This window comes from Pseudoxanthobacter sp., from assembly GCF_036822375.1.
In the GTDB taxonomy this organism is placed as follows: Bacteria; Pseudomonadota; Alphaproteobacteria; order Rhizobiales; family Segnochrobactraceae; genus Pseudoxanthobacter.
In genome coordinates this window covers 1570-6094 of the sequence record NZ_DAISHT010000199.1, presented here as the reverse complement: position 1 = coordinate 6094, position 4525 = coordinate 1570, and the positions used below count along the sequence as shown (strand labels likewise).

Annotated in this window: 3 protein-coding genes; 1 reads left to right on the top strand and 2 read right to left on the bottom strand. The window is 69.6% G+C overall.

Going from position 1 to position 4525, the window contains the following annotated elements; genetic code table 11:
• Positions 1 to 1231: 1231 nt before the first annotated feature.
• Together V7067_RS14525 and V7067_RS14520 are read right to left on the bottom strand one after the other, a co-directional pair.
• Positions 1232 to 1828: a hypothetical protein gene (locus V7067_RS14525; RefSeq protein WP_334176622.1), complete on the bottom strand. Its 597-nt coding sequence runs from the start codon at positions 1826 to 1828 to the stop codon at positions 1232 to 1234.
• Between the two features lie 290 nt (positions 1829 to 2118).
• A complete protein-coding gene (locus V7067_RS14520; RefSeq protein WP_334176621.1) occupies positions 2119 to 2571 on the bottom strand; it encodes a MerR family DNA-binding transcriptional regulator in 453 nt (150 codons plus the stop codon).
• Between the two features lie 543 nt (positions 2572 to 3114).
• Here V7067_RS14520 and V7067_RS14515 point away from each other — a divergent pair.
• A partial coding sequence (locus V7067_RS14515) for a hypothetical protein (protein ID WP_334176620.1) occupies positions 3115 to 4525 on the top strand: 1411 nt, incomplete at its 3' end.

Genomic DNA, 4525 nt, shown 5'->3' with positions numbered 1-4525 from the left:
CCGCATTCCCCCGCCAGAACTCCGCCAAGACCCTGCCGGACAAGACCTTGCCGGAACCGCGCCGGCCGGCCGCCTGTGCCGTTGCCGCGAACGGGCAAAAGAAAAGCCGCCCCGAAATGCCGAGGCGGCCAGAAAGTCTTGGGAAGGAAACGCCCGGAAGGGCATGCGATGCAGCACGGCAGCTGTCTCGCACTGCAACGATGACCGAGTGCCCCCGCCCCGTCAAGGAAATATTGCGGCAGCGGTTCGCACCTGCACGCTGGCGGCGTAACGATCCGCTGCCGGGCCGCGGCGCGCCGGCCTGCGCCGCATTCGCTGCCGGACTATACCCGAACACCTTGGCGTAACGCTCTTTTGCAAAGTCGCTTGCACGACGACGCACGCCACAACCCCGTTATACTTTCGTCTAAAAACCGCTGCCTGAGCGGCCTTCCGGCGCGCTGTATTTTGCATCGCACAAATTCGTGACCGGGCAGCTGCCGCATCGGCGGCACCCGCCGGCCGGCCGGCGGGCAGCCGGCACAAGGCCTGCGGAATCCCGCATGTAATCGTTCACAAACCCGCATCCGGGGCCATATCGGCCGCCCGCGCGCAGAAAGCCGGAAAAGAAAAAGGGCCACCGGCACAAGGCAGGCGGCCCAAGTCAAGGGAGGAAACGCCCAAGGAGGGCTGCGAAACAGCAAGAAGCTTATCGCACCGCAACATTCGCATGTGCAGCGCAGCACGTCAAGAACCCGTTTGGGGACCGGCGCTGAAAAACCGCCGGCCGCGGCCAGCAAACGGCGCCATCGCGCAAATGCCGGCAGGGGATTTCGACATGCAGATGCAACGGATGTCAGCCGACACATCCGGTTGCAGCGTATTGACTGTGTTGAGGGCAAGAAAAAGGGCCGTCCGCAAAGCGTCGACGGCCCGAGTCAAGGGAGGAAACGCCCAGGAAGGGCGGCGCGGCACGAGAACAACGTGCGGCGTGGTTTAAGAGATGGCAGCGCAACGGCCGATGGTCAAGGCTCGCCCGCCAGCCTCGCGCAAGGCCGAGGTACGCACTGCAAAATCGTTTACAGCGCAGTTGCGAAAATTTTATCGCAACTCCACCAAACAACCGTTTGAGGGGCTTTGGTTTTTTTGCGCCTGTTTTATACGCATGCAAAAAGCACCGGCTGCGACGGGCGCAGCCGGTGCCGGAAACATGCATGCCTGATATTCGTTCAGCGGGAAGCTTGAGCCCGCCTCACCACCCGCCGCGGCACAGCCGGCTGCCCCAGTAGGGCGACGTGCGGCAGATCAGGAACGGCCCGTTCCATCCGGCCGGCGGGCGCCAGAACACCGGATCGACGGCAATGGAAACCGCGCCGGCGCTTTCCGGCAACGTGCCGTCGAGCACGTTGATGGAATAAGACAGCGTATCGCCGCTGCCGGAGACATTGACCAGCTCAACGGTAACCGGATGGGCCGACTTGTCGGCAATGAAGGTCAGCGAGGCGTTCGGCGGGTCTTTCTTGAAGCCGTCCTGCGCCGCCGTCCACAACTTGACAAACTGCGCCGTGGTGATCTGGCCGACCGTCGGTTCCGGGCGGCTGGAAAACAGCGTCGTGGTCGGCGCCACGCCCTCCAGCGTCAGCGTTTTGCCGTCGAATTTCAGGCCGGCCGCCTGCTGCACGAAGACCAGTTCGACCGGCCCGCGCTCGTCGGCGGTGCCGGCCGGCAGCGCATCTTCGGCCCGTGCACCGGCGGGAGCGAGCGTCAGCAGGGCGGCCGCAGCGGCGGCAACGAGCGCCATCGGCTGGCGGCCGCGCACCGGGCGGCGCAGCGGCGGAGACAGGGTCATGTCGGCTCTCCCTCTCGGAGGACAATGTGCGGGCCGCACCGGCCGCCGCGCCCTGAGACCGGGCGACCGGGCAGCGACAGCGGGCGGAATAACGACCCGTGAATTGGTTTCAGCGAAATCGGGCGCAGCGATGGCAGGCGCGGCGGCGGCTGGCGCAAGGCGATGCGCAGGCGCAAGTCGATCGACCTGCGGACACCGATACACAGGCGGACATCGATGCGCAGACGGCCCCGATACGCCGGCAGATCGCGATGGCAGGCGGACGCCCCCCGTGCCGGCCGAGCGCCCTGTCAGCCCTCGCGCCCCTCGCGCTCGCGCAGCATGCCGGAGACCAGCGCCACGGTGCGCTTCAGGTCGTCGATAGCCTGCTCGATATCGCGCTTCTGGCTTTCCAGAACCCCGATCTGGGTCTGGAAGCGCTCCACGGCAGCCCGCATCTGGCCAACCTGCCCGTCGCGCAGGTCATAGAGCGCCAGCATTTCGCTGATCTCGGCCAGCGAAAGGCCCACGCGCTTGCCCATCAGCACCAGCTTCAGCCGCGCCCGGTCGCGGCGGCTGTAGACGCGCGCCGCCCCCTCGCGGCGCGGGTTGATAAGCCCGCGATCCTCGTAGAACCGCAGGGTGCGCAGCGTGACGCCGAATTCGCGGGCAAGCTCGCCGATCGTGTAGGCGGTCTGGAGCTGGCCGCGCTCCGTCCCGCCATCGCGGCCGGGCGTATCGCCGATTAAATCCAGTTCCTCCATGGTCTCCTCCTCAGCCGGCACCACTGCGAGCGGTTCGCCGCGACGGCACGCTTTCCGCCGCGATTTTACGCCGCGCTTACGCATACGTCACCGTTGTTTCACACGCCGTTACCGGCAAAGGGCGCCGTGGCACCACCGTGCCCGCGCGGCAACAAGGCGGGGGACGGCGCGGTGGAAAGCCCGGCCAACCCTTTTCAACCACAGGCGAATGGGGCAGAGTCTCAAGATGTTAACAGGTTGCTAACCATGATCCCGAAATGATCGGGGTATGGCCGGGCGGCCTGATTCGCGTGCAGCGGCTGCGGTGTCGGGCCGGCGGGCGCCGGTTTCCGGCAAGCCGGCTTTTCCGGCCGGCCCGCGGGCCGGGCAGTTTCATCAGGAAGGGCAGCGATGCCAATTGACGGGTCAGGCGCCGGGCGAGGCAACCGCGAGCGATTCGGGCGGGAGGCGCGCGTGCCGGGCTCTGCCGATGCGGTTCGCCCCGAGGCCGCAGCGCCGCGCACCGCGGCCCGCAGCCGCCGCTATCCCGATCCGGAAGATCCGATGTCCACCCCCGGCACCGCTGCGGGACGGGCCAGCCTGCGCGCTATTCCGGCGCGGCAGGCCGTGCGGGCGCGTCCGGCGGTTTCCGCAGCCGACGCCACACTCGACGATCTGTGGTTTGCCGCGCCTCCCGGCGAGCGCGCTCCGGCCGCCGGCCGGGGTGTGGACCTGCGCCCGCTCACGCCCGCCCGTCTCGACGGTGCCCGGCAGGCTGCGCTTTCCGCCCGCGACCTGCTGGCCGGCACCGCCGCCGCGCGCCGCAGCGCCGTGGATGCCGCCGCACCGGCGACGACCGGCCTCGATGCCATGCTGGAGGCGCTGGACGATATCGGCCGCCATGTGCGCGCCCTTGCCGAAGGCCCGCCGATCCGCACCAACGCCGCCACCGCGGCCGATGAGGAGCCGGCCCCGGCCCGCGCCCCGGTTGCCGCCCCCCCGCGCAGCCGGCCGGCGGCTCAGGCCGAGGCCCCCCGCCTGCGTCCGCAGTCCGACGAAATGCTGGAAGCCCGGCTGGAGGCCATCGGCGCCCGGCTGGAGCAGGTGTGGCAGGGCAGCGATGCCGGCATGCAGGCCATGCGCACCGATATCGGACAGGTGATGGACGATGTCGGCGACCTGCGCTCCGAGGTGGCCGGCCTTGCCACGCAATTGCCCGCGCCCGGCCTTGAGACCCGGCTGATCGGCCGGCTCGATGCCGTTCTGCAGCGTCAGGACGAGGATCACGCGCTCGCGCGGGCCGCGCAGGCGGCGCTTCAGGGCCAGCTTGACCGGCTGGCCGACTCCATCGAGGCCACGGGGCTGGAAACCGCCCATCTCGGCGACCGCATCGATTCCCTTGCCGCCCGGATCGACACCGCCGCCGCCGGCCACGATATCGCCCGTCTCGACCAGCGTCTCGATGACGTGACGAGCGCGCTGCAGGCGGTAGCCGAGGCGGTGGAGCACAACGCGCCGGCCGATCTCACCGCCGTGGTGAGCGCCCTTGCCGGCCGGCTGGCCGCGCTGGAAACCGCCATCGGCAACCATCCGGCCGATGCCGATGCCGCCGCAGTGCGGGCCGCCGAAAGCGCCGTGGAAGCGCTGGGTGAGCGCATCACGGCCACCCTGCAGCCGCGCATCAGCGCGCTTGCCGCGCAGGTGACGCAGCTTGCCGCCGCGCGACCGGCGCATGGCGCGCCTGTTCCGGCGGCCGCCCCGGTGCCGGCCGCGGCCGCAGTTACCCCCACGCCGACCGCCGCCTTTGCGCCGGCTGCGGCCACCCCGCGGGACAGCGCATATGCCGCCGCGGCGGCCGATCCGCTGGCCCTGCGGCTGAAGCACGAGCTGGCCCGGCTCCAGCAGGCCGTCGAGCAGGCAAGCACCGTGCAGGCAAGTGCCGTGCAGGCAAGTGCCGCTCAGGCAGGCACCGCTC